Origin of the sequence: Halarchaeum rubridurum, from assembly GCF_014647115.1 — an archaeon.
GTDB classification, from domain to species: Archaea; Halobacteriota; Halobacteria; order Halobacteriales; family Halobacteriaceae; genus Halarchaeum; species Halarchaeum rubridurum.
On the sequence record NZ_BMOO01000007.1, the window covers coordinates 1 to 24,024 of the forward strand.

The following is a 24,024-nucleotide window of genomic DNA, read 5'->3' on the forward strand; positions in this document are numbered from 1 at the left end:
TTCGTTTCTCAGGTGGACGGGATGCGGTGTCCCGGCGCAGTCTGAGAAACGGCGGTTCGTTTCTCAGGCGGACGGGACGCGAACGCGTCTCGGCAGGGTCTGACGGAACGGCGGTCCGTCCCGGCACGTTGGTGAGTGGCCGTCGCGCGCGACGGCCGCGGTCGATTGTTCGACGGGAATCGCGCGCTCAGTAAGGACTTTCCCGCTGGCAGCGCTCCCCTCGCGTATGAACCGCGACACTTCGCGCGACCTCTACGACCGGGCGCTCGGCGTGCTGCCGGGCGGCGTGAACTCCTCGGTGCGCGCGGCCCCACAGCCCTATCCGACGTTCGTACGGAAGGGCGACGCGGGGCGGGTGGTCGACGCGGACGGGAACAAGTACGTCGACTGGGTGATGGGGCTCGGGCCGCTGCTGCTCGGCCACGACGTCCCGGAGTCCGTGCAGTCGGCCGTCCAGCGGCGGGCGAGCGAGGGGCCGATGTACGGGATGCCAACGGAGGTCGAAATCGAGCACGCGGAGTTCATCGCGCGCCACGTGCCGAGCGTCGAGATGGTGCGCTTCGTCAACTCGGGCACCGAAGCCACCGTCTCCGCGGTGCGCCTCGCGCGGGGCTACACGGGCCGCGACAAGGTCGTCGTGATGGAGGGCGGCTACCACGGCGCGCAGGAGTCGACGCTCGTCGAGGGCGACGCGGAGGGGACGAGTCCGTCCTCGCCCGGCATCCCGCCGTCGTTCGCCGAGCATACCCTGACGGTGCCGTTCAACGACGAGGCGGCCGTGACGGAACTCTTCGAGGCGCACGGCGACGACATCGCGGCGGTGCTCGTCGAGCCGATACTCGCCAACAAGGGTATCGTCGAACCCCGCGAGGGCTACCACGAGACGCTGCGCGACCTCACCGACGACCACGGCGCGCTGCTCGTCTTCGACGAGGTCATCACGGGCTTTCGCGTCGGCGGGCTCTCCTGCGCGCAGGGGAAATACGGTATCACGCCGGACCTCACGACGTTCGGGAAGGTCATCGGCGGCGGCTTCCCGGTCGGCGCTATCGGCGGCCGAACGGAGGTCATGGAGGAGTTCACGCCGGCGGGCGACGTCTTCCAGGCCGGCACCTTCTCCGGGCACCCGGTGACGATGGCGGCGGGGCTGGAGACGCTGACCTACGCCGCGGAGAACGACGTCTACGAGCACGTGAACGACCTCGGGGAACGCCTGCGCGACGGCCTGCGCGACGTCGTCTCGGAGCGCGCCCCGGAGTACAGCGTGGTCGGGACGGACTCGCTGTTCAAGGTCGTGTTCACGCGCGACGGCGAGGCCCCGCGGAACGGGAGCGACGTCGGGCGCGCGAACGTCCAGCGGTGGAACCGCGTCTTCCGCCCGCAGATGCTGGATCGCGGGATCATGCTCTCGCAGAACCAGTTCGAGTCGCAGTTCGTCTCGTACGCGCACACGGCGGCGGACGTAGAGGAGACGGTCGAGGCCTATCGGGACGCGCTCTGACCGGCGGTCCGAAGGGGGTTTCAGGGCGCGTACCGGAGGAGAGAGTATGCGAGAGGAGTCCATTCGGCTGGCGACGCGGGGGTCGTCGCTGGCGCTGCGCCAAGCGGGCGAGATCGAGGCCGCCTTAGAGGAGCGACGCCACGAGGTCGACCTCGTGGAGGTCGAGACCGAGGGCGACCGGGTCACGGACGAACGCATCGCGGACCTCGGGCGGACGGGCGCGTTCGTCCGCGCGCTCGACGAGCGCGTGCTCGACGGCGACGTCGACGCCGCGGTCCACTCGATGAAGGACGTCCCGACGGAGATGCCCGACGACCTCGTGGTCGCGGCGGTCCCGCGACGCGCGAGCGCGGGCGACGCACTCGTGACGCCGGACGGCACCGCGTTCGACGACCTCCCCGAGGGCGCGGTCGTCGGGACGTCGAGCATGCGCCGCGGCGCCCAAATTCGGGCACACCGCCCCGACCTGGAGGTCGCGGGCCTCCGCGGGAACGTCGACACGCGCGTCGAGAAACTGCTGGCGTCGCACCTCCAGGCGGAGCACGAGGCCAGACAGGAGGCCGAGGAGGCGTACCAGGAGGAACGCGAGCGCGCGGAGAAGGCGGCGGACGACCCCGACGAGGTCGAGCGCGAGTACGACGAGACGGTCGAGTCGTGGTTCGAGTCGCTCTCCGAGTTGGAGAAGCAGGCGCTCGGACGCGAGGTCGACACCGCGTACGACGCAATCGTGCTCGCGCGCGCCGGCCTCGAACGCTCGGGGCTGGCACACGGCGTGAACCTCGTCGACCTGCCAACGGGCGAGTTCGTCCCCGCGCCGGGACAGGGCGCGCTCGCGGTGACGGCGCGCGAGGGGACGGACGTCGCGGAGACGATCCAGTCGGCGCTCGACCACCCGCGTTCGCGCGTCGAGACGACCGTCGAGCGCGTCGTCCTCGAGGAACTGGGCGGGGGCTGTATCGCGCCCATCGGCGTCCACGCGTTCCTCCGGGGGGAGGTCGTGCGGACGGACGTGCAGGTGTACTCGGCTGACGGGACGGACGCCGTCACGGAGACCCGGGAGCTCGACCTCGACGACTACGCCCGCGAGGCGCGCGAGCTCGCCGACGACCTCGCGGACGCGGGCGGGGCGGCCCTCATCGCGGAGGCGACCGAGGAATGACGACCGCCGAGGCCGGCACCGTCTACCTCGTCGGGAGCGGGCCGGGCGACCCCGACCTGCTGACCGTGAAGGCCCGCGACCTCCTGGAGAGCGCGGACGTCGTCCTCCACGACCGGCTCCCCGGCCCGGAGGTCCTCGACCTCATCCCGGCGGGGAACGCGGAGGACGTCGGCAAGCGCGCGCACAGCGACAAGCGCACCTCGCAGGCGGAGATAAACGAGCGCCTCGTCACGTACGCGGAGGCGGGCAAGAGCGTCGTCCGCCTGAAGGGCGGCGACCCGTTCGTCTTCGGGCGCGGCGGCGAGGAGGCGGAGTACCTCGCCGAACACGGGGTCCCCTTCGAGGTGGTGCCGGGCGTCACGTCGCCCGTGGCCGCGCCGGGCGTCGCCGGCATCCCGGTGACGCACCGCGACCACGCCTCGTCGGTGACGTTCGTCACGGGCCACGAGGACCCGACGAAACCCGAGTCGAGCGTCGACTGGGGCGCGCTCGCCGAGACGGGCGGCACCATCGTCGTCCTGATGGGCGTCACGCGCCTCCCCGAGTACACGACGGCGCTCCGGGAGGCCGGCATGGACCCGGGGACGCCGGTCGCACTCGTCGAGCGCGGGACGCGACCGAATCAGCGGGTCGTGACCGGGACCCTCGACACCATCGTCGCGGCGCGCGACGAGGCCGACATCGAACCCCCCGCGGTGACCGTCATCGGCGGCGTCGCGGGCGTCCGCGAGGAGCTGGAGGCGTTCCTGCGATGACCCAGGCGGTGCGCGCGGCGGTGTTCCGGCCGGACGACGGCCGCCTCGACGCCGCCGTCGAGTTGCTCGAATCGCTCGGCGCGACCCCGGTGCCGGACGCGATGCTCGCCGTCGAGCCGACGCGAACGAGCGCGCGCGAGGACGGCGACTACGCGGTCTTCACGAGCAAGACCGGCGTCGAGCTCGTCGCCGAGACCGGCTGGGAGCCCGGGGCGGCGACCGTCTGCGCCATCGGCGAGCGCACGGCCGACGCCCTGCGAGAGGCGGGCTACGACGTCGACCTCGTGCCCGCGGAGTTCTCCAGTTCGGGCCTCGTGGACGCGCTCGAAGACGTCGTGGACGGCGCGCGGGTCGAGGTGGCGCGCTCGGATCACGGCTCGGCCGTCCTCACGGACGGGCTCGAAGACGCGGGCGCGTACGTCCACGAGACGGTGCTCTACCGGCTCGTCCGGCCGCCCGAGGCCGGCGTCTCCGCGGAGCGGGCGGCCGCGGGCGAGCTGGAGGCCGCGCTGTTCACGTCCTCGCTCACCGTCGAGCACTTCCTCGAAGCGGCGGCGGCGCGGGGCGTCCGCGACGACGCTCTCGCGGGGCTGAACGACGCCGTCGTCGGCTGTATCGGCGAGCCGACGGCGCGGACGGCCGAACGCCACGGGGTCGACGTGGACGTCATCCCCGGGGAGGCGTCCTTCGACGCGCTCGCGGCCGCGGTCGTCGAGGCGGCCGCGCCGAGCCGCCACGAGTAGGGGGACGGCGGCCCGGCGCGTCCGGCGCGCGCCACCGCGCGGAGATACGGGCGTTTATCGGCGATGCCGGCGTACTCACGCGCGATGGACGCGCCCGTTCCCGAACTCGCCGCGCGTGCCGCGCGGTGCGCCGAGCGGCTCCGAGCGAGCGACGACCTCCTGCTCGCCTCGCACATCGACGCGGACGGCCTGACGAGCGCCGGTATCGCCAGCACGGCGCTCGAACGCGCCGGCGTCGCCCACGACGTCGTCTTCGAGAAACAACTCGACCGCGACGCCGTCGAGCGCTACGCCGACGCGGAGTACGACACCGTCTTCTTCACGGACTTCGGGAGCGGCCAACTCGACGTCATCACCGAGTACGACGCCTTCACGCCGGTGGTCGCGGACCACCACCAGCCGGCGGACGCCGAGACGGCGTGCCACCTGAATCCCCTCCTGGAGGGGCTGGACGGCGGGAGCGAGCTCTCGGGGGCGGGCGCGAGCTACTGCGTCGCCCGGGCGCTCGAAGGCGAGGAGGCCGACAACCGCGACCTGGCGGCGCTGGCGGTCGTCGGCGCGGTGGGCGACATGCAGGTCGTGGAGGGAGAGCTGATCGGAGCGAACGCGGAGATCGTCGCGGAGGGCGTCGCGGCGGGCGTACTCGACGCCTCGAAGGACCTCGCGGTGTTCGGGACGCAGACGCGCCCGCTCCCGAAGCTCCTCGCGTACGCGAGCGACGTGCCGATTCCGGGCATCACGGGCGACCGGAACGGCGCGCTCCGGTTCCTCGACGGCCTCGACGCCGACCTCAGGGCGGACGGCGAGTGGAAGACGTGGGCCGACCTCGACGTCGACGGGCGCCGAACGGTCGTGAGCGCGCTCGTCCAGCGGGCGATCAGGACCGGCGTCGACGCCGCGGAGGTGGAGGCGCTGGTCGGGACGACGTACACGCTGACCGGGGAGGAACCGGGGAGCGAACTCCGGGACGCGAGCGAGTTCTCGACGCTCCTGAACGCGACGGCGCGCTACGACCGGGCGGCGGTCGGGCTCGCGGTCTGTCGCGGCGAGCGCGGGGCCCCGCTCGACGCGGCGCGCGACCTCCTCCGGGAGCACCGACGGACGCTGGCGACCGGCGTGGGTGTGGTTCGGGACGTCGGCGTCGAGCGCGAGGCGAACGTCCAGTGGTTCCACGCGGGGGACCGCCTGCCGGAGACGGTCGTCGGAATCGTCGCGGGGATGGCGATGGGGGAAGACGGCGTCGACGCGGGCGTCCCGATAATCGCGTTCGCCGAGAAGGACGACGGGGACGCGGACGCGGACGACGAACCGGGCGTGAAGGTGTCGATGCGGGGCACGCCGCGGCTCGTCGAGCGCGGCCTCGACCTCTCGGCGGTGGCGTCGGAGGCCGCGGCGGCGGTCGGCGGCGACGGCGGCGGCCACGAGGTGGCGGCGGGCGCGACGGTCCCCGCGGGTCGGGAGTCGGACTTCGTCGCAGCCGCCGACGCGGCGGTCGGCGACCAGCTCAGTTCATAACGAACGACCGTTATAGTTTTGTGGTGCGGTGTCGTACGCCGGCGTATGACCGCACACGTAGCAGGCGCACGCCACCACACGCAGTCGACCGACCGCCGCACGGAGCGCCCACCGAGACCCGCGACACCACCCAGATGACGAGCACGACACGGACGACGACGCCGGACGAATCGCTCCGCGACCTCCCCTTCAGTTTTCGCGCGGCCGACGGGACGCGCGTCGAAATCGAGGCGGCGACCCCGCACGACGCCGACGCGCTGGCCGCGATGTACGACGCGTTCCCCCCGACCGACCGGACGCAGGGCCTCCCGCCGACGGACGACGCCGAGCGCCGCGAGTGGCTCGACACGCTCCTCGACGCGCACAGCGTCGTCGCGCGCCGCGACGGCGACGTCGTCGGACACGCGGCGCTACTCGAGGCGGGCGACGCGCACGAGCTCGCCGTCTTCGTCGCCCCGGACGCGCGCGGCGTCGGCGTCGGGACGGGCCTCCTCCGCGGGCTCCTCGGTGCGCACCGGGCGCGCGGCGGCGGCCGCGTCTGGCTCGCCGTCGAGTCGTCGAATCGCTGTGCGCGCGCGCTCTACCGGCGCTTCGGCTTCGAGGTCGAACACCGCGGCCGCGTCGAGTTGACGATGGCCCGCGGGATTTGATATAGCGTTATAGAATATATCGTCGTCGACCGCCCGGCTTTTGGCGCTCCGCGGCGGAACGTCGCGTATGGCCGACTTCACGCCCGAGGAGTTCGAGACGGGGAAGTACACGGAGTACTTCCCGCAGCTCCAGACCGCGTACAAGCGCGCGTTCAACGACCTCAACGAGCGCTACGACAGCACGCTCGTCCACTCGCTCGACCAGCAGGTGCTCAACGAGAGCGAACCCCACTACGAGGGCGACGGCGAGTTCAGCGTCGAACTCCCCGCGGACCCGCTCGACCGGCTCGACGGCGTCGTCGAGCGGGAGAAGGCGGAGACGGTGCTCGACCGGTACGTCGAGGGAATCGAACACCAGCTCCGGGTCGTCTTCGACTTCGCGGACGAGGGCGAGGACGACGGGCAACCAAAAGCCTAAGGCCGCGAACCACCTACTTCTGTGTATGAGCACCGAGAGCCAGTCCGGCGACGAACTTGAGGAGCGCGTCACGAGCTTCCTCCGTCGGAACTTCCCGCAGATTCAGATGCACGGTGGGAGCGCCTCGATCACGAACATCGACCGTGAGAGCGGCGAGGTCGACATCCAGCTGAGCGGTGCCTGCTCGGGGTGCGGTATCTCCCCGATGACGATTCAGGCGATCAAGGCCCGGATGACCCAGGAGATTCCGGAGATCGAGACGGTCAACGCCGACACCGGGATGGACGGCGGCGGCCACTCGGGCGGCATGTCCCCGTCGTTCCCCGGCGAGACGTCCGACGACGAGGCCGAGGACGACGAAGGCCCGCAGGCCCCCTTCTGAACGCGTAGTTCTTCCCGTTTTTCACGAGTCCGTAGCGACAGCGCCGGGAGCCGGCAGAATGGGGTGTCGCCGCCGGTCGGCTCAGTCCTCCGTCCAGTAGTAGAGGTGTTCGCGCGGCGCGCCACAGTCCGGACACTCGTCCGGGATGTCCTCGACGTCGCCGACCTCGCCGCAGTCCGAACAGCGCCAGAGGAGTTCGGCCTCACCGAGGTCGTGTGGCGTGTGTTCGTGCTCGACGGAGAGGGCGGCGACGCCCTCGCGGGTCGTGACGAAGAAGCCGTCCTCGTTGAAGCCGCGAACCGTTCCGATCTCGTTGCCGTCCGCGTCGTACACTTCCGTGCCGACCTTCACAGGTGAATCGTCGCTCATGCATCGGAACGTCGCCCGGTCTGCACTTAAAGGCAACCGCCGGACGGGATGCGGGACGGCCCCACACCACAGTAGGCAACGAGTTCGTCGGCCGATACCTTACTACCCGTAAAGTCGGTAGACGGGGGCGTGACTGGGACACCGCGACGGACGAGCGAGCGCGAACGCGAGGGCGGGCGATGACGTACGAGGACGCCGGGAACGCCGGCCTGCTCGACCAGCAGGCGGCCCGGGAATCGAGCGCCCGCACCTACCCGCGTCACCTCCCGTTCGCCATCCGGGAGGCGAAGGGCGTCGAGCTGACGGACATGGACGGGAACACGTACTACGACTGCCTCGCGGGCGCGGGCACGCTCGCGCTCGGGCACAACCACCCCGTCGTCACCGAGGCGATGGAGACGGCGCTCGACAACGACCGCCCGATTCACACGCTCGACATCACGACGCCGGCGAAAGAGCGCTTCGTCGACTCGCTCATGGCGAGCCTCCCCGACGACTTCGCGGAGCGCGCGAAGGTGCAGTTCTGCAGTCCGGCCGGGACGGACGCCATCGAGGCCGCGCTGAAGCTCGTGAAGACCGCGACGGGGAACGACGACGTCCTCGCGTTCCGCGGCGCGTACCACGGCATGACGAACGGCGCGCTCTCGATGATGGGCGACACGCACGCAAAGGAGGAGCTCTCGGGTCTCATGTCCGGCGTCCAGCACCTCCCCTACCCCCACACGTACCGGAGCCCGTTCGGCGACGCGGGCGACGAGGACGGCACGGCGGCCGCGCGCTACGTCGAGCGGTTCCTCGACGACCCCGGGCGGGGCTTTCGCGACCCCGCGGGGCTCTTCGTCGAGCTCGTGCAGGGCGAGGGCGGCGCGGTTCCCGCTCCCGACGAGTGGACCCGCGAGATACGGCGCATCACCCGCGAGCGCGACATCCCGATGGTCGTCGACGAGATTCAGTCCGGCCTCGGGCGGACGGGCGAGACGTACGCCTTCGAGCACGCGGGCATCACGCCGGACGTCGTCACGCTCTCGAAAGCCGTCGGCGGCGGGCTCCCCCTCGCCGTCGTCGTCTACGACGAGTCGCTGGACGTCTGGGAACCCGGCGCGCACGCCGGCACGTTCCGGGGGAACCAGCTGGCGATGGCGGCCGGCGAGGCCACCATCGACTACGTGCTCGAACACGACCTCGACGACCACGCCGCCGAGATGGGCGCGCGCCTCCGCGGCGAACTCGACGCGCTCGACGCGCGCTTCGACGAGGTGGGTGACGTCCGGGGACGCGGGCTGATGCTCGGCGTCGAGTTCGTCGACGCGGACGCGGAGCCGAGCCAGACGGGCGCGCGGCCCGCCGACGAGGACCTCGCGGACCGCGTGCGCACCGAGTGCTTCGAGCGCGGCCTCGTCGTCGAACTCGGCGGGCGACACGGCGCGACGGCGCGCTTCCTCCCGCCGCTCGTCGTCGACGCCGACGACGTCGACGATATCGCGGCGATCTTCTCGGAGGCCGTGACGGCCGCCGTGAGCGCGGAGGGCGACGCGTGAAGCCCGACGACCTCGACGAGCGGTTCCTCGGGACCGAGGCCGGCGAGCGCGCCTACCGCGCGGCGACCGAGCGCGCCGTCGACGCCGCGGTGGACGCCACCGACACCGAAGAGCCGTTCTCGGGCGTCGAACCGGACGCGGTCCGCGCGGCGCTCCCCGACGACGTCCTCCCCGAGTCGGGCGTCGGCCTCGACGCCGCCATCGACGAGGTGGCGGACGACGTCCTCTCAAACACCGTGAACGCCTCGCATCCGCGGACGGCCGCGCACCTCCACTGCCCGCCGATGGTGCCGGGGCTCGCCGCGGAGACGATGGTCGCGGCGACGAACCAGTCGCTCGACTCCTACGACCAGAGCGGCGCGGCGACCGTCGTCGAGGAGCGCCTCGTCGGGACGCTCGGCGACCTCTTCGGGCTCGACGAGGGGGCGGACGGCGTCGTCACGAGCGGCGGCACGCAGTCGAACTTCCAGGCGCTCCTGCTCGCGCGGGACCGCTACTGCCTGGAGCGCTTCGACCACGACGTCCAGGCCGCGGGCCTCCCGTCCGAGGCCGAGGACCTTCGGCTCGTCTGTTCGGCGGAGGCGCACTTCACCGGGGAGCAGTCCGCCCACCACCTCGGTCTCGGCCACGACGCCGTCGTCACCGTCGAGACGGACGACGACCACCGGATGGACGCGGACGCCCTCGACGAGACGCTCGCGCGCCTCGACGCGGACGGAAAGGAGGTCTTCGCGGTCGTCGGGACCGCGGGCACCACGGACTTCGGCGCTATCGACCCGCTGGACGCGCTCGCGGAGCGCGCGGCCGCCCACGACGCGTGGTTCCACGTCGACGCCGCCTTCGGGGGCGCGCTCGCGCTCACCGACGACGCCGACCGGCTCGCGGGCGTCGAGCGCGCCGACTCCGTCTCCGTGGACTTCCACAAGCTCTTCTTCCAGCCGATCAGCTGCGGCGCGCTCCTCGTCGCCGAGCGCGGGGAGTTCGGCTACGCCGCGCGCAACGACGACTACCTCAACCCCGCGGACTCCGCGCTCCCGAACCTCGTCTGGAAGTCGACGCAGACGACGCGGCGCTTCGACGCGCTCAAACCCTATCTCGCGTTCCGCGCGCTCGGCCGCGAGGGCTTCGAGACCGTCGTCGAGACGGTGTTGACGACCGCGAACCGCGCCGCGACGTTGCTCGATTCGTCCCCGGACTTCACGCTGCTCGCCGAGCCGTCGCTCAACACCGTCCTCTTCCGCTACGAACCCCGGGAGCTGAGCGACGACGACCTCGACGCGCTGAACACGGCCGCCCGCGAGGCGCTCTTCCGCGACGGGCGCGCCGTCCTCGCGCGCACCGAAGTCGACGGCGTCGAGGCGCTGAAGCTCACGTTGATGAACCCGCTGACGACGCTCGACGACGTCGCGGACACGCTCGACGCGCTCCGCGACGTCGCCGAGGACATCGACGCCGGGACACTGACGGCCCGGGACGCGTAAGCGTCGGCATCCGGCTTTAAGGCGCACCGCGACGACGTGCCGACACCGATGCCCTCCGAACACGACGGAAGCGACGGCGGGAGTGGAAACGACCGGCCCGACGGGAGCGGCGGTGACGGGACGGCCCACCCGACGGTGTACTGTCGGGGATGCGGCGCGGAGATACGCGAGGACGCGGATATCTGTCCCGAGTGCGGCGTCCGCCAGCGGACGGGCGGCGAGAGCGCGAGCGACGCCGAGTTCTTCGAGCAGTACTCCACGCTGACGTGGCTCGGGAGCGCGCTCGTCGCCGTGTTGACGTTCCCGGTCGGCCTCCTCGTGCCCGCGTACTTCGCGTACCGGGCGAAACAGGGGACCGGCGTCGAACAGGGCCGCTGGGAGGTGTGGGCCGTCCTCCTCGGGAACGTCATCGGTATCGCTGCGGTCGAGCTCGCCGGCGAGACGGGCGCGAAAGCCGTCGTAATCCTCGAACTCCTCTTCGGGGCCCTCGTCATCCTCGCGGGACTCATCGGCGCGTTCGTCCTCCTCGGCGCGCAGGTCGGCGGCGCGCCGCTGCTCGCGCTCGGCGTCTAAAGACCCGAGGCAGGCAGACCGGGGGCGACACGAGGAAAGAAAACGAAACAGAGCAGTGCGGTGCGATACGATGCGGCGCGGTGCGGAGCGATACGACGCGGCGTGGAGCGGTACGACGCGGCACGGTGCGGAACCGCGCCGTACCCACCGCGCGCCGGCGGCGCGCGGGAGTTTTTAGTGGAGGTTTTTGCCGCGAGGGGTCGCGCAGAGCGCGACCCCTCGCGGCAAAAAAGTCCTACATGAAGTCCGCGATGCCGCTCTGTTTGTTGTGGTCGTCCTCGAAGACGGATTCGAGGGAGGCCTCCAAGACCTCCAGGCGCTGTTTGGTGTACTCGCGGCAGTCGTACTCCTCCGCGACCTGGATGGCGGTGTCCATGTACTTGTTGACGGAGCCCTCGTGGACGGTGAGGTTGACCCGGCCGCCACACTCCCGGCAGTCACCCGAGAGGGGCATTCTCCTGTATTTCTCGCCGCAGTCGAGACAGCGCGTCTCCTGACGCGAGAACGCCCGGAGGTTCCCGATGAGGTCGGGGAGGAAGTGGCCCTCGATGACGCGCTCTGCGACGTCGGTCTCGTCGACGGCGCGGAGTTTTCGGGCGAGTTCGAGTTGGGCGTCCATCTTCTCCATCATCGAGCCGAGCGTCTTGTACGCCGACAGGTCGGGCCCGAGCGCGATGTCCGTGGTGTCGTGGGTGTGTCGGAAGCCCGTGTACTCGTCGTCGGTGCCGAGCGACGCCTCCGCGATGGTGATGTCGACGTCCTCGGGGTCCGCCATCTCCCGGGTCGCCTCGTAGAACTCCAGGGGGTACTGCTCGACGACGTCCATGTTGTGCGCCTCGTCGTCGATCTCGCTCGGATCGATGCGGGAGGACATCACGAGGGGCGCGTCCATCTGACCACCGCGCTTGTCGGGGAGGTAGGACTTCGAGAAGTTCAGCAAGCCGTCCATCAGGAGCATCACGCAATCCTCGTCGCCGTCGCATTGATTTTCCGACAGGTCGTTGGCGACGAGCGAGTGCGTGTCTTCGACCGTGAGACAGTAGGTGTGTTCGGTGTCGGACTGGCGGTACTCGACGGCTGCGACTTCCTCGGCGAGGTAGTCGCCGTCGCCCCCGTCGAAGACGCGAGAGCCAGTCGGCTCGATGGTCGCAACGTGGTCGGCGAGTCGCTCGGCCTTTCGTGGTAAGTGGAAGCCTGCCCGTTCGTGGAACCGAACGGCGTCGTCCGACGTCACGCGGATGACGTAGCTCGGGGCGGACATCGACTCGTCGGCGACGTCGTAGTGGTCTGGGAATTTCTCGGCGAGCGGAACCGGGTCCGTCGTCTCAACGCGGGCGGAGATTCCGAGACGCGTGAGCAACGCGAGGACGTCCTCCTTCAGCTCTCGACCGACCGTCGTCGCGGAGACGTTCAGACCGTTCTTGTCGACGCCGCCGTCACCGCTGAAGTATCCGGAGAGATACGCACCGACGATAGCGTCGGGAGCGTCGAAGACGCACTGGGGAACGTGCTTCGTCTCGGCGTAGACCCCGCAGTCGAGGACGGTATCGAAGAACGCTCTGAGCAATCGGCCGGACGCCGTAACCTTCGCGTGGTTCTCACGGTAGGGGTCCGCGCCGAACTCCTCGCGGAGCACCTCGACGAAGAAGTCGCGGGCGTCGTCCTCGATGCCGCAGATCGTCGTTTGGTGGATGATCCCTTTCGGCGTCTCCTGCTCGCGTGCGAATCCTTCGGCGGCGTAGTACCCGAGGAGCGTGGCGACACGCTCGTTCAACTCGACGTGGCGGTCGATTTCGGTCGTGTCACGCTTCATCCCGAGCGTCACGTCGTCCGGAACGTGCTCGATTGTAGCCTCGGCGGAGCCGAACACTTCCACGAGGAGTGAGAACGGGACGCTCTCGCGGTAGACGTAGTTGCTCAGTGCTTTCTTCGTGAGACCGAGATACTCGGCCGTACTTTTCAAGGGGTAGAACCGTCCGTCCCAGTCGGCGGCGAGCGCGTCCTCGAACAAGTCGTAGAGGGCGTCGCGTTCGATCCCTTTGACGGTGAGTCGGTCGTTCTCGACCGCGTCACTCTGTGCGAACTCGTTGAGGAGGTCGAACGTCCGCGGTTCGTTTCCAATGTCGAGCGCGTCGAGGTGTGCGGGCTTAACGACGTGGTCGTCTTCGGACAGTTGTGCGGCCTCCTTCGACGCGATTTCACCGCCCTCGGAGACGTGGACTTCGTGGTCGGGCGTGACCGTGATTTCCCGGCCGCCGCGCGTCTCGACGTGAACCATGTGGTCGGGCGCGCAGTGTTTCGACACCGCGGTGACGGGCTTGCGGACGACGGTCCCGTTCTCGTCGACGGACGGGACGTGGACGTCGCCGTCGAGACGGTGGACGAGCGTCCCGAAGTCGTCCTCGGCGGCGGTCTCGGAGTCGAGGCGGTCCTCGACGAGCGTCTCGATGGCCTCGTAGTGCGTCTCACCGTGCTCGTCTTCGAACCAGACCTTGGTGTCGGGGTGGAAGCAGTTGCGGCGCTTGGCGGCGTGGAAGTACGGATGTGCGTACCCCACGGCCGCGCTCGTGAAGCCGACGACGCGGCCGACGACCGCGGCCGAGGTGTGGGGTGCCATCCCGAAGACGAGTTCGCCGACGAGGTCGGCACGCTCCTCGACCTCGTAGAAGGGCTCCAACCCGTAGTACTCGTCCAGGAGGTCGTCGACGAAGTCCGCGGTCTTGAGCATGTGTTCGGCCGCGCCGTCGGGGAGGACGATGTCCTGCACGCGCAACTCGACGAGCTGGTCGTCGTGTTCGAGCGGGCGGCCCTCGACGTCCGTGTCGTAGCCGAGTTCGCGGAACTGCTCGACGGTGACGCCGAGTTCGGCGGGCCGGACGGACGTGACGGGGAGGTCCGTCATGTCGTAGCGGACGGTGCCGTCCTTGAACGTCGTGACGCCGTGTTTCGCCCGGAGAACGCCCTTCTCGATGGGTTCGGGGACTTTCTCCGTCGAGGTGAGCCCCTTGACGCCCTTGAGGATGTCGTAGGCGTTCTCGCGCTCGCCGACGTTCTGGAGGGCCTCGCGGTACGCGGAGCGGACGTCGACCGTTCGGCGCTCGACGTTGTCGAGTTCGCGCTCGCAGCGCGGGCACTCGACGCGGCCGGACTCGTCGGGATGCGCGACGACGCCGCAGTCCTCGCACTCGTAGTGGGGGTCGGTCCACGTCCCGCAGGACTCACACCGGGGTTTATAGGTGTGCTCGCCGCAGTCCGGGCAGACGCGCTCGCCGAGTTGGACGTCGACGAGGCCCTGCTCGGCGCGCATGTCGGGGGCGTAGTCGGCGGCCTCGCGGAAGGAGCGCTGGCTCCCGCCGGCCTCGCCGATGGGGAAGAGCGTGTGGACGGCGGGCGAGAGGTCGCGCGACTCCGACTTCTCCGGGCGGCCCATCCGGTTGCCGATGCGCGTCGGGGCGCGCTCCTGGACGGCGAAGGGCGCGACTTCTTCGACGGCCCGCATCGCGTTCGGCCACTCGCGGGCGTCGTCGGAGAGGTCGGCCGCCGTCCAGTCGCGTTCGAGGTCGTCGTCGAAGCCGAGCGTGCGGACGAGCGGCCGCCAGTCGTCGACGGTGAGCGTCGCCTCGCCCTGCTCGTGCTCGACGAGGAGGCGTTCGAGCGCGCGGCGCGCGCCGTCGGTGTTCGGAAGTTGGAGGGCATCGTCCTGCACGGCCGCGCCGTCGACCGCGTCGGCGAGCGCCCGGAGGTCGTCCAAATCGAGGTCGTGCCAGGTGTAGGTGTACTTCGGGTGGAGCGGCGTGTCGTAGTCGCCCGCCCACGCGAGGGCCTGCTCGGCGTCCGGGTCGGCGAGGTCGACGTACGGCGAGTCGCGCAGCGCCTGGACGTCGGCGCCGTCCGCCGCGAACGCCTGCTCCCACCACTCGACCGTCCACCCGGCGGGCGCGAGCGGGTGGTTGTTCTCCACGAACTCCCCGTAGTTCACGAGGTACTCGCCCAAATCGAGGATTTCGACGACGCCGTTCTGGACCTCGCGGGCCTCCGCGGGGTCGTCGATCCGCCGGACGTCGCCGTTGGCGAGTTTGACCGTCGGGCCCTCGATGGAGTCCACGGGGACGACGCCGCCAGCCTTCCCCGGGCGCTCCGTCTTTATTTGCGTCCCCGTGGCGAGGAAGTCGTCCACGACGTGCATCGTCGCGGGGTGGACGCCCGCCGTGGCGAAGCCGTGGTTGCGCGCGCGGCCGTAGCGCAGGCGAAATCCCCCCGCCTCGGAGGGGTGGCCGAACACCGGCCGGCCCGCGATGAGGTCGCGGAGGTACTTCGAGGCGGGCTCGACGCGCGGCGGGCCCTCGACGTCTGCGTCGTCACCCTCGCCGTCGCCGTCCCCGTCGTCGCCCGCGCCCGCGTCACCGTCGCCGACCTCGTCGCCCTCGCCGCCCCCGTCGTAGTACGTGCCGTCGATGAGGTCCTGGAGCCACGGCCACTCGACCTCGTCGAGTTGGCGCGTGTAGCGCTGAATCTTCGGGGCCTTGAGCGCGATCCCCTCCGCGAGCACGAGACACATCCCGCCGCGCGCGGAGTTCGTGTTCACGCGTTCGAGGTCGCGGAAGCCCGAGACCTCCTCGTCGCCCGTGGCCTCCCCGTCCAGCATGATGGGCATGTGCTCGGCGATGAACCTCGTCTCTGTATCCTTCGGCGAGTACTGGAGGCCCGTCTCGTCGTCGTAGAGCGAGACCTCCTCCGCGTAGCGCTCGACCTCGTCGGCGCGGGCGGCGTACTGCTCGATGCCGAGCAGGGAGCGCGCGTAGTCCGCGACGAGCACGCTGAGGGCCTGTGCGGTGCCGCCCGCAGAGCGAATCGGTCCCGCGTAGTAGACGTTCACGAACTCCGTGCCGTCGTCGTTCGTCAGTAACTCGACGCGGTCGATGCCCTCGATGGGCGCGGCGACGACGCCCTCCGTGAGGAGTGCGACCGCGGTGCGGACCGCGCCCTCTATCTTCCCCGCGCGGGTGTCGTAGTCACCGACGGAGCCCTCGACGAAGTCCTCGACGAGCGCGAGCGCCGCCTCCTCGCGCCCCATCTCGCCCTCCAGTTCGCGCACGCGCTCCGCGACGCCGTCGATTCCGAGGATGTTCTCGACGCGGTCCGCCATGTCGCGCGCGACCGGGATTTCGACCTCGGGGACCGGGTCCTCCCCGCGGGTCTTCGCCGCCACCGCGACCTCGAAGGCCTCGTCCAACCGCGATTCGAGTCCCTCGAAGTAGGCGTCGTCTTCCGGGCGCATCAGTTCACGACACGTACAGCGCTGACGCTCTTGAGGATTGTGCTCGGCGCGTCGGCGGTCGCTCGCGGGTCGCACGACACGTCACCGCGCGCTACTCGCGCCTCGCTTCGCTCAGCGCTCGTCGTTCTCGGACCCTCGCTTCGCTCTGCTCCGCGCTACTCACGGCTCCGCCGTTCGTCGTTCGCGGCGGCAAAGCCGCCGCGCTACTCCCACAGCGCCCGGCCACCCGCCGGGTCGACGTCACGTGTCAGGTAGTCGTCGAAGGTCCGACAGTAGAGCTCGCCGTCGAACACCGTCGCGCGTTCGAGCGCCCCCGCGACGGACTGCCCGGACGGACGCGAGAGGACGACGTGCGCGGCGACCGTCGGCTCGTCGTCGTCGAGCGCAATCGTTCCCGTGCACGACGCGACTTCGAGCGGTTCGTCGTACGTGACCGTCTCGTGGGCGAAATCGTCCTGGTCGTAGTAGGCGAGTTCGGCGTCCTCGACCGCGCCCGTCGCGTGGAACCACCCGGCCTCGACGTCCGCGGCCGCCGCGAAGGACTCGATCTCGTCGATCCACTCCGCGCCGTAGTCGAGCCGAACGGCGAACTCCCGGTCGCCCGTGACTTCCCGTGCGTCCATGTGTGCGTGGGTCGCGGCGGGGCGAGAAAAAGGGGCGTGGTTATCGCATCTCGTGGAGCGTCGCCGCCTCCGCGGTGGGGGTGGCGAGCCAGGCCTCGTCGCGTTCGACGTCGGCGATGACGTACCGCTCCACGCCGCCGTCCTCGTCGACGGCGGCCATGACCTCACCGGCGCTGCCGTCAGCGCTCGGCACGACGGTCGTATCGGATGCCATGTCATCTGATACGAGGTGACAGCACCTACTTAAGCCCGTCGATGATTATCCACGACTGTACTACGTTTCGGCTGGAACGTGGACAGACCCGATGCGATTGGGCGAAGAAAGGACAAATCTGTCTGAATTTCGTTCGTAAGAGGACGAACGTATATCGAACCTGCGCACATACCGAATGAACGACCATTTAGAATACCGGCGTCGTGTGAGGTGACACTCGCCGACGCGAGGGAGGCGCGGAGACTCCCACCGGGGAACCTACCGTCGTCCCGCGACCACCGCCGCATCCGCACCGCCGCATTCGCACCGCTTCACTCCCATCGCTCCCTACCGCACCGCCACCGCGTGTCTCTCCCCGCTCACCCCCACGAGGGGGTGAGGTGAGAACGACCATACCGCACCGCTTCACTCCCATCGCTCCTTACCGCACCGCCACCGCGTGTCTCTCCCCGCTCACCCCCACGAGGGGGGTGAGGTGGGGAGAGACGGTGCGTAGCCTACAAATGGACCGCCGTTCTAGTCGGCGTCATGAAAGTCGCCGACGTGATGACGCCGCGAGCGGACGTCGTAACCGTCTCGCTCCCGGGGACCCGCGACGACGTGCTGGAGTACCTCCAAGAGCGCCACTTCTCGGCCGTCCCCGTCGTGAAGGGGGAGGGCGACGAGGAGGTCTACCGGGGGCTCATCTCCCGCGCGGACCTGATCGAGGACCCCGACGAGGACCAGCTCGCGCTCCTGCTGCGCGAGGTCCCGACCACGACCGGCGACACGTCCGTCGTCGAGGTTGGTCGCCTGATGGCCACCGAGGGCGCACGCCGCGTCCCCGTCGTCGACGGCGACCGACTCACCGGCATCGTCACCGTCACCGACGTCGTGCGCGCCATCGCGGACGGCGACGTCGCGGGCGACGCGACCTGCGGCGACCTCGCGCGCCGCGACGTGAACACGACCTACACGGGCACGCCGCTCCCCGTCGCGGAGCGCGAAATCGCGTACGCCGACGTCCCCTACGCCATCGTGCTAGACGACGAGGGCGAGATGGCGGGCGTCCTCACCGAACCCGACGTCATCGACGTCGCGCGCGTCGTCGAGGGCGAGGACGACGTCGGCGCGAGCGTTGCCGGCGACGACGACGAGTGGAAGTGGGAGGCCATCAAGGCCACCGGCAATCGCTACTTCCCGACGCGGAACGTCGAGATTCCGAGCGAACCCGTCAGCGAGTTCATGACCGCGGACCCCGTGACGGTGACGAAGCGCCGGACGGCCAAGGAGGCCGCCCAGCGGCTCCTCGAACACGACATCGAACAGCTCCCCCTCGTGGAGGGCGACGCGCTCGCCGGCATCGTCCGGGACGTCGACCTCGTCGCCTCGCTATGACGGACCTCGTCGAACTCGCCAAGCGCCGCGGGTTCTTCTTCCAGTCGAGCGAGGCCTACGGCGGCGTCTCCGGCTTCTACACCTACGGCCCGCAGGGCGCGTCGCTGAAGGAGCGCGTCGAGGAGACGTGGCGCGAGCGCTTCGCCCTCGCGGAGGGCCACATGCAGATCGACGCACCGACCGTCATGCCCGAACCCGTCTTCGAGGCGTCGGGCCACCTCGACGGCTTCGACGACATGCTCGTCGAGTGCGCGGAGTGCGGCGAGAGCCACCGCGCCGACCACCTCATCGAGGGCGCGACGGACATCGAGGAGGCCGAGAGCCTCCCGACGGACGAGGTCGCGTCGCTCCTCGACGCCCACGACATCGACTGCCCGAGCTGCGGCGCGCCGCTCGCCGGCCAGCCCGTCGACGAGTTCAACCTCATGTTCGAGACGAACATCGGGCCGGGGACGAGCCAGACCGGCTACCTCCGCCCGGAGACCGCACAGGGCATCTTCGTCGAGTTCCCGCGCCTGAAGGAGTACGCCCGGGGCCAGCTCCCCTTCGGCGTCACGCAGGTCGGGAAGTCGTACCGGAACGAGATCAGCCCGCGGAACGCGCTCGTCCGCACCCGCGAGTTCACGCAGGCCGAACTCGAACTCTTCGTCGACCCCGACGGGGACGAGCCGGACGTCTCGTCGGTCGCGGACGTCGAGGTGACGCTCTACCCCGCCGAGAACCAACCGGAGGGCGACTACGTCGAGACGACCGTCGGCGAGGCCGTCGCGGAGGGCGTCGTCGACCCGTGGGTCGCCTACTACCTCGGCGTCGCCACGGAGTGGTACGAGACCATCGGCGTCGACTTCGAGCGCTTCCGCTACCGGCAACACCAGCCGGGCGAGCGCGCCCACTACGCCACCGATTGCTGGGACGCGGAGGCCGACGTCTCCGCGCCGGACGAGGCGCCCGAGTGGATCGAGATCGCGGGCTACGCCTACCGGGGCGACTACGACCTCTCGAAGCACGGCGAGCACGGCACGGAGAACTTCACCGTCTTCACGCAGTACGACGAGCCGAAGACGGTCGAGCGCGCGAGCGTCGACCCCGACATGTCGTATCTCGGCCCCGAGTTCGGCGGGGCAGCCGCCGAGATCGCGGACGCCCTCGCGGCGCTCGCCGAGCGCGACCGCGCGGCCTTCGAGGGCGACGAGGTGACCGTCGACGTCGACGGCGAGAGCTACACGGTCCCGACGGAGAAGACGGGCTTCGAGTTCGCAGAAGAGACCGAGGCGGGCCGGCACGTCACGCCGCACGTCGTCGAGCCCTCCATCGGCATCGACCGTACCGTCTACACGGTGCTCGCGCACGCCCACGAGGAGGACGAGGTCGACGAGGGCGAACGCACCGTCCTCCGCCTCGACCCGAGCGTCGCGCCGACCGACGTCGCCGTCTTCCCGCTCATGGACAAGGACGGGATGGGCGAACGCGCCCACGAGATAGCCACCACCCTCCGCGGTGAGGGGCTCGACGTCACCTACGACGACTCGGGCAACATCGGGCGTCGCTACCGGCGTCAGGACGAGGTCGGGACGCCGTTCTGCGTCACCGTCGACTACGAGAGCGTCGACGAGGAGCCCGAGACCGTGACGCTGCGCGAGCGCGACAGCACCGACCAGGTCCGCGTCCCGAGCGCCGACCTCGCGTCGGTCCTCGCGGACCTCCGCGCGGGCGAGACGACCTTCGACGACCTGTAGATGCCCGAGTTCGGGCGGCGCGTCGTCCACGCTTCGGGGGCCGTCGTCCCGCTCGCGTGGCTCTTCGGCCTCGCGCCGTGGCGCTGGGTCGAGTGGGGCCTCGTCGGCGGGCTCGCGCTCGGCGCCGTCCTCGAATACTGCCGGCTCTCCGGGCGCGCGGAGTGGGCGATATACGACCGGCTCACCCGCGAGTACGAGCAGGAGAACCTCGCGGGCTACTTCCTCTACGTCGTCGGGATGGCCGTCACGGGGCTCCTCTTCCCGCCGGCGGTCGCCGCGCCCGCGATGTTGCTCCTCGCGCTCGCCGACCCCCTGAGCGGCCTGCTCCACACGGGCGGCGTCGGCCGCAAGCCGCTCGCCGTGATGGCCGCGACGTTCGCGCTCTGCGTCGTCCTCGCCGTGACGTCCGGCGTGGCGCTCCTACCGGCCGCCCTCGGCGCGCTCGGCGCGACGCTCGCGGACGGCCTGTCGCCGACGGTCCGGGGCCACGTGGTCGACGACAACCTCACCATCCCGGTCGTCGCCGCGAGCGCGATGTGGGTCGGCGCGCAGGTCGCGTGAGCGGCCACAAGCTGTTTGCCGGGGGCGTGCGACGGTTCCGGAACGCCATGACACCGATAGAGTGGGCGCTCGTGCTCGTCGTCGCGCTCGTGATCGTCGCGGCAGTGCTCTATCTCGTGGACAACGAACTCCTCCTGGAGCTCGTGACCGAGGTCGTGGACTGACGCGGCGGCGCGGTGTCGGGACGCCGACGGCGCGGTCGGTCGCGTACACCCGACCGCGGGACTTTATAGCGTGACGCCCGACGTACCCCCGTGGCAGCCAGCGACCGGGACGCGGATACGGACGCCGAGTACCTCCGGTTCTTCCCGAAGCCGTCGCCGTACGAGAACCAGCGGGAGGCGATGGACCGCATCCGGGACGCCCTCGACAACGAGCGCGACGTGCTCTTCGAGGGGGCCTGCGGGACGGGCAAGACGCTCGCGTCGCTCGCGCCCGCGCTCGATCACGCCCGGGAGGAGGACAAGACGGTCGTCATCACGACGAACGTCCACCAGCAGATGCGCCAGTTCGTCCGCGACGCCCGCGAAATCCACGCCGGCGAGCCGATTCGCGCCGTCGTCTTCCGCGGCAAGGGGTCGATGTGTCACATCGACGTCGACTACCAGGAGTGTCAGGTGTTGCGGGACAACACCTACGAGCTCGCGGAGACGGAGCGCGACAAGCGCCAGCTCGAACGCCAGCAGGAAGAGCTCCTCGACGCGGCGCGGGAGGGCGACGACGACGCCGCCGAGGCCCGGAGCGCCATCGTGGACGAGCTCGAAGCCCTCGACGAGGAGCTCGACGACCTCCGCGAGCAGAACGTCTGCGAGCGCTACTACGAGAACCTCACGACGGAAAACGACGAGTTCGTCTCGTGGCTCTACGACGACGTGCGGACGCCCGACGACGTCTACGACTACGCCGAGGAGAACGGCCTCTGTGGCTACGAGCTGCTGAAGGACGCGATGGAGGGCGTCGACCTCGCCGTCTGCAACTACCACCACCTGCTCGACCCGGGCATCCGCGCGCAGTTCTTCCGGTGGCTGGACCGGGACCCGGAGGACGTCGTCGTCGTCTTCGACGAGGCGCACAACGTCGAGGACGCGGCGCGCGACCACGCCTCGCGGGCGCTCACGGAGCAGACGCTCGAAGAAGCGCTGAACGAACTCGCGGGCGAGACGGAGACGGACGCGCGCGCCGAGTACGCGGAGAACGTCCTCGGGGCGTTCCGCGACGCGCTCGTGGAGACCTACGAGGGCGGGATCGGCCCGCACGGCGACGGCCCGCGCTCGTTCGACGCGGTCGGCGAGAACTGGGCGGACGTCCCGGTGGCGAACGACGAGAAGCGCGACGACCTGACGCTCGCCTTCCTCGGGGCCTACGAGGGTCGGGGCATCGGGAAGGACCTCGACGCCGCGATCTCGCTCGGCGAGGACCTGGACGAGGCCTACGAGGACGCCTATCGGAACGGCGAGGCGACGACGCGCGAGGAGTGTCAGACGCTCCAGGCCGCGACGTTCGTGGACGCCTACCTGACCGACGGCGACGCGCTCGGACAGTACCCGACGGCGGCGGTGCGACGGGACGCGGGGACGAACGAGGTGTACGGCCGCGCCGAGCTCTACACGTGCATCCCGCGGGACGTCACGGCGGACCTCTTCGACGCCGTCCACGCGAGCGTGCTGATGTCCGCGACGCTCCGGCCGTTCGACGTCACGGGGGAGATTCTCGGTTTGGAGGACCCGGTGACGATGGCCTACGGTCTGGAGTTCCCCGAGGAGCGCCGCCGGACGTTCGCGCTCGACACCGAACCGCTGTTCTCCTCGAACCGCGACGACCCCGAGGTGCAGGACGAGGTCGCGGGCGTGCTCGCGGACGCCGCCGCGTTCACCGCCGGGAGCAGCCTCTTCTTCTTCCCGAGCTACGGGGAGGCAGAGCGCTACCACGGCCTCGTCGAGCGCGAGGTCGAGGGAACGTGCTATCTCGATAGGGCGGGCGAGTCCGCGGAGGAGCTCCGGGAGCGCTTCGTCGCGGACGACTCGGGCGTGCTCTTTACCTCGCTCTGGGGGACGCTCGCGGAGGGCGTGAGCTTCGACGGCGACGACGCGCGGACGGTCGCGGTCGTCGGCGTCCCCTACCCGCGCCTCGACGCCCGCGCGGAAGCCGTGCAGGACGCCTACGACGAGGCGTTCGCGAAACCGGACGCCGGGTGGCGCTACGGCGTCGAGATACCGACGATTCGGAAGACGAGACAGGCCCTCGGGCGCGTCATCCGCTCGCCCGACGACTACGGCGTCCGGATGCTCGTCGACCGGCGCTACACGGCGGCGTCGCGCACGCGGATGCGCAAGTACAGCGTCAACGACGCCTTCCCCGCCGAGGAGCGCGCGGAGATGGTCGACATCGACCCGGAGAAGCTGAAGTTCGCCGTGCTGAACTTCTACGGCGACATGGAGGCGTGGGGCCCCGAGGGGCCGCCCGCGCCGTGAACACCGGCCGAACGTTTTTGCGGGCGTCCGACCAACACGCGCGTATGAGCATCCACCGGGAGATACGGTTGATAGAGGAGGGTGACGGCCGGTGGGCCGCGACCGACGAGGAACGAGGAATCACGGCTCGTGGCGGTTCGCGGACGGACGCACTCGACGCGCTGGACGAACTCGTCGAGCGAACGACGGAGCCAGCGGACGGGCTCGGCAGCCGACTCTCCGGGATGGCGGGTGACCTCGACGTGGACGCCGTCGATGCGGTGCGTGACGTCCGGGAGCACACGTGAGAGTCTTCCTCGACACGAACGTCTTCGTCGCCGCGGTCACGAGCGAAGCCGAGCACGGTCCGGTAGCGGTCGAACTGCTGGACGAGGACCACGAGTTCGTGACGTCGCTGCTCAACCTGATGGAGATGCGGACGGTGCTCACGAAGAAGCGACGTCTCGAAACCGAGCGCGCCGACGGGATAGAGGACGAGGTGCGAAGCGGCGTCGAGGTCGTCGTCCCCGACGCATCCGACCTCCGGGACGCGAACGCGCTCCAGCGCGAGACGTACCTCTACCCGATGGGCTGCGTTATCCTCGCGTGCGCGGACGGGTGCGACGCGACGCTGGCGTCGTTCGACGCCGAACTCGTCGAGAACGGTGCCGTCACGCCGCAGAGTGTAGTGGAGGACTGAC

21 protein-coding genes are annotated in these 24,024 nt (G+C 70.2%); 17 read left to right on the forward strand and 4 right to left on the reverse strand.

The window, feature by feature from the left end; translation table 11 throughout:
• The first annotated feature begins 226 nt into the window (after positions 1-226).
• The 8 genes from hemL to IEX84_RS12930 all read left to right on the forward strand — a co-directional run bounded on the left by hemL (position 227) and on the right by IEX84_RS12930 (position 7,123).
• Complete coding sequence (gene hemL / locus IEX84_RS12895; RefSeq protein ID WP_188872979.1) at positions 227-1,501, forward strand: glutamate-1-semialdehyde 2,1-aminomutase; 1,275 nt, start codon at positions 227-229, stop codon at positions 1,499-1,501.
• 46 nt (positions 1,502-1,547) lie between these two features.
• The gene (gene hemC / locus IEX84_RS12900; RefSeq protein WP_188872980.1) at positions 1,548-2,660 is read left to right on the forward strand and encodes a hydroxymethylbilane synthase; all 1,113 of its coding nucleotides are present in this window, start codon (positions 1,548-1,550) and stop codon (positions 2,658-2,660) included.
• Positions 2,657-3,415, forward strand: a complete 759-nt coding sequence (gene cobA / locus IEX84_RS12905; protein ID WP_188872981.1) for a uroporphyrinogen-III C-methyltransferase — start codon at positions 2,657-2,659, stop codon at positions 3,413-3,415. The genes hemC and cobA overlap by 4 nt, the downstream gene beginning before the upstream one ends.
• A complete protein-coding gene (locus IEX84_RS12910) occupies positions 3,412-4,158 on the forward strand; it encodes a uroporphyrinogen-III synthase (RefSeq protein ID WP_188872982.1) in 747 nt (248 codons plus the stop codon). Before cobA ends, IEX84_RS12910 begins: the two co-directional genes overlap by 4 nt.
• Positions 4,159-4,242: 84 nt before the next feature.
• Positions 4,243-5,673, forward strand: a complete 1,431-nt coding sequence (locus tag IEX84_RS12915) for a DHHA1 domain-containing protein (RefSeq protein ID WP_188872983.1) — start codon at positions 4,243-4,245, stop codon at positions 5,671-5,673.
• Positions 5,674-5,807: 134 nt separating this feature from the next.
• Entirely contained in the window at positions 5,808-6,323 is a 516-nt protein-coding gene (locus tag IEX84_RS12920; RefSeq protein WP_188872984.1) for a GNAT family N-acetyltransferase, read from the forward strand.
• A 67-nt stretch (positions 6,324-6,390) separates the two neighbouring features.
• The gene (locus IEX84_RS12925; protein WP_188872985.1) at positions 6,391-6,741 is read left to right on the forward strand and encodes a DUF5783 family protein; all 351 of its coding nucleotides are present in this window, start codon (positions 6,391-6,393) and stop codon (positions 6,739-6,741) included.
• Between the two features lie 25 nt (positions 6,742-6,766).
• Complete coding sequence (locus IEX84_RS12930; RefSeq protein WP_188872986.1) at positions 6,767-7,123, forward strand: NifU family protein; 357 nt, start codon at positions 6,767-6,769, stop codon at positions 7,121-7,123.
• A gap of 81 nt (positions 7,124-7,204) precedes the next feature.
• On the opposite strand, the gene IEX84_RS12935 is transcribed toward IEX84_RS12930, so the two are convergent.
• Entirely contained in the window at positions 7,205-7,492 is a 288-nt protein-coding gene (locus IEX84_RS12935) for a DUF7130 family rubredoxin-like protein (RefSeq protein WP_188872987.1), read from the reverse strand.
• 179 nt (positions 7,493-7,671) lie between these two features.
• Here IEX84_RS12935 and IEX84_RS12940 point away from each other — a divergent pair, with 179 nt between their 5' ends.
• Genes IEX84_RS12940 through IEX84_RS12950 form a run of 3 tightly spaced genes read left to right on the forward strand, consistent with a single transcriptional unit; the run spans position 7,672 to position 11,084 of the window.
• Positions 7,672-9,030, forward strand: coding sequence for a diaminobutyrate--2-oxoglutarate transaminase (locus tag IEX84_RS12940; protein ID WP_188872988.1), 1,359 nt, complete (start codon positions 7,672-7,674; stop codon positions 9,028-9,030).
• A complete protein-coding gene (locus tag IEX84_RS12945) occupies positions 9,027-10,511 on the forward strand; it encodes a pyridoxal phosphate-dependent decarboxylase family protein (RefSeq protein WP_188872989.1) in 1,485 nt (494 codons plus the stop codon). The genes IEX84_RS12940 and IEX84_RS12945 overlap by 4 nt, the downstream gene beginning before the upstream one ends.
• Positions 10,512-10,559: 48 nt before the next feature.
• Complete coding sequence (locus IEX84_RS12950) at positions 10,560-11,084, forward strand: zinc ribbon domain-containing protein (protein WP_188872990.1); 525 nt, start codon at positions 10,560-10,562, stop codon at positions 11,082-11,084.
• 235 nt (positions 11,085-11,319) lie between these two features.
• Here the strand turns inward: IEX84_RS12950 and polC are convergent, their stop codons facing one another.
• The 3 genes from polC to IEX84_RS12965 all read right to left on the reverse strand — a co-directional run bounded on the left by polC (position 11,320) and on the right by IEX84_RS12965 (position 17,199).
• Positions 11,320-16,362, reverse strand: coding sequence for a DNA polymerase II large subunit (polC, locus tag IEX84_RS12955; RefSeq protein WP_188872991.1), 5,043 nt, complete (start codon positions 16,360-16,362; stop codon positions 11,320-11,322).
• 203 nt (positions 16,363-16,565) lie between these two features.
• Entirely contained in the window at positions 16,566-16,985 is a 420-nt protein-coding gene (locus IEX84_RS12960; protein WP_188872992.1) for a PPC domain-containing DNA-binding protein, read from the reverse strand.
• Positions 16,986-17,025: 40 nt separating this feature from the next.
• On the reverse strand, positions 17,026-17,199 hold the full coding sequence (locus tag IEX84_RS12965; protein ID WP_188872993.1) for a DUF7556 family protein: 174 nt from the start codon (positions 17,197-17,199) through the stop codon (positions 17,026-17,028).
• 528 nt (positions 17,200-17,727) lie between these two features.
• Between IEX84_RS12965 and IEX84_RS12970 the strand changes: the two genes are divergently transcribed.
• The 6 genes from IEX84_RS12970 (at position 17,728) to IEX84_RS12995 (ending at position 24,023) form a co-directional block, all read left to right on the forward strand.
• Positions 17,728-18,576, forward strand: a complete 849-nt coding sequence (locus IEX84_RS12970; RefSeq protein WP_188872994.1) for a CBS domain-containing protein — start codon at positions 17,728-17,730, stop codon at positions 18,574-18,576.
• Positions 18,573-20,312, forward strand: coding sequence for a glycine--tRNA ligase (glyS, locus tag IEX84_RS12975; protein ID WP_188872995.1), 1,740 nt, complete (start codon positions 18,573-18,575; stop codon positions 20,310-20,312). The genes IEX84_RS12970 and glyS overlap by 4 nt, the downstream gene beginning before the upstream one ends.
• Positions 20,313-20,873 carry a dolichol kinase gene (locus IEX84_RS12980; RefSeq protein WP_188872996.1) on the forward strand — a complete coding sequence of 187 codons (561 nt, stop codon included), beginning with the start codon at positions 20,313-20,315 and terminating at the stop codon, positions 20,871-20,873. It abuts the gene before it with no gap.
• Positions 20,874-21,127: 254 nt separating this feature from the next.
• A complete protein-coding gene (locus IEX84_RS12985) occupies positions 21,128-23,344 on the forward strand; it encodes an ATP-dependent DNA helicase (protein WP_188872997.1) in 2,217 nt (738 codons plus the stop codon).
• Between the two features lie 44 nt (positions 23,345-23,388).
• Entirely contained in the window at positions 23,389-23,631 is a 243-nt protein-coding gene (locus tag IEX84_RS12990; protein ID WP_188872998.1) for a type II toxin-antitoxin system HicB family antitoxin, read from the forward strand.
• On the forward strand, positions 23,628-24,023 hold the full coding sequence (locus IEX84_RS12995) for a type II toxin-antitoxin system VapC family toxin (RefSeq protein WP_188872999.1): 396 nt from the start codon (positions 23,628-23,630) through the stop codon (positions 24,021-24,023). The genes IEX84_RS12990 and IEX84_RS12995 overlap by 4 nt, the downstream gene beginning before the upstream one ends.
• The last annotated feature ends 1 nt before the right edge of the window (position 24,024 follow it).